This is a genomic window from Rothia sp. HMSC067H10 (assembly GCF_001810635.1).
Lineage (GTDB): Bacteria > Actinomycetota > Actinomycetes > Actinomycetales > Micrococcaceae > Rothia > Rothia dentocariosa.
The window spans coordinates 1-1603 of sequence record NZ_KV802295.1 but is presented as its reverse complement, the minus strand read 5'-3'; the positions used below and the strand labels follow the sequence as shown (position 1 = coordinate 1603).

Annotated in this window: 2 protein-coding genes; one reads left to right on the top strand and one right to left on the bottom strand. The window is 63.9% G+C overall.

Annotation, left to right across the window (positions count from 1 at the left end):
* A partial coding sequence (locus HMPREF2756_RS04230; protein WP_070618653.1) for an alpha/beta hydrolase occupies nucleotides 1–618 on the top strand: 618 nt, incomplete at its 5' end.
* A gap of 503 nt (nucleotides 619–1121) precedes the next feature.
* Here the strand turns inward: HMPREF2756_RS04230 and HMPREF2756_RS04225 are convergent.
* The coding region (locus HMPREF2756_RS04225; RefSeq protein WP_168163745.1) for a multicopper oxidase domain-containing protein at nucleotides 1122–1603 on the bottom strand (482 nt) is incomplete at its 5' end.

Below are 1603 nucleotides of genomic sequence, written 5' to 3'. Positions count from 1 at the left end.
AGAACGACCGCGCCTTCGCCGTCATCCGCACCGCAGCCGGTCGGCACCCAGTTCTCCGCGGACTCGACCGGCGCCTACATTGCCGCAGACGCTATCGGCTACCAGTGGTACCCGCTGAACCAGCAGCTTGAATCTAACCAGCGCGCCATTGAGCAGGCGAGCGACTACGTGCTGGAGTGGATGCGAGCGAACCGTGAACCGTACGCTTCGGTGACTCTGCTGGGCTTCTCGCAGGGCATGGGCATCGCAACTTCGATGGTGCGTCATGCCCCCGGCGAGTTCGCCGCTGTGGTGGGTCTGTCCGGCTACGCGGTAGACTCTGATTCGCCGTACTTCAAGGACGAGGAGCTGAAGAAGACCGAACTGCCGGTGTTCTTCGGCCGCGACCAGGAAGACCCCGTCATCCCGCAGGAGATGGTGAACTACACCTACGACTGGATCCGCAAGTACACCGACGGCATCAAGGTGCTGTACGCCGGTGCGGGTCACGGCGTGAGCGCCATGGAGATTCGCCATGTGGGCGAGTTCCTGGAGGTGAAGGTGCAGGGTAAGGAGCCGCGTATTCGTGCGCAGAAGGTTGCGGAGGCGACCGGCGCCGCCGAGGGCTCTGACGTCTAAATCGACTATATGGAAAGCCCCCGGGTCATGACGACTCGGGGGCTTACGTGTAGTTCCGTTTGGAAAGGCGGTTATCGTCCTCGTTCTTACAGAGGCTGGGTGGGTGGGTACGCTATACCCTTCCTCCGCTCCTGCAGGGGCACCCGCCGCACCCGGACGCTCCGCTCTTCCTTGCTTCGCGGCGGAGAGCGCCCGGGTGGGCACCCTGATGTCGCTTCCGGAGGGTATAGCTACCCTCGGCTCTGGTGAGGTGCGCACGGAGGGGCGGCGTCGCCTGAGGAACAGGCCACCGGGGTCACGGCGGTGAGCACCGCGGCAACCGCGATGGCGGCTCTGCGGGGTGTGCTCGGCATGGATTAGATCTTCTTATTCCGGGGCGGTGGGGAAGAAGACGGTGTTCTGGTTGTCCCGGAAGACCACAACACCGAGGAAGGTCATCGTGCTGCCCGGTGGGTGGTCTGTAGCGACTCTGCCCACCTCGGCACTCAACCCTGCTGTGGGGGTTACTTGTAGCGAAGCGAGCTGAACATCCCGGTTTCCATGTGATAGGCGTTATGGCAGTGAAATGCCCACTCACCGGGGTTCTCAGCGATCAGGTCGGCGATTATGGTTTCACCGCGGCGGAGAAGGACGGTGTCCTTGCGTAGCCCGCCGCTGCCGGGCAGCGACCACGTGTGGCCGTGGATGTGCATGGGATGGGGCATCATGGTCCTGTTGCGCATGACCATCCGCAGGCGCTGGCCCTCCTGCACGGTCGCGGAGGAGGATTGGCCGTCGGCGAGAATGCTCCATTTATACGGCATCATCTGCCCGTCCAGGTCGATGCTGACTTCTCGGTCTGGTGTGCCCTCGGGCAGGAGTGCACGGTCTGCTGGCTTCAGGGAGGACAGAAGCAGTCCGGTGGACGACAACTCGGGGAAGTCGACATCGGGGCTGGGGGCCTGGCCGCCGGCGGTGCGGATGACGGCGAAGGCGCGGTCGTTCT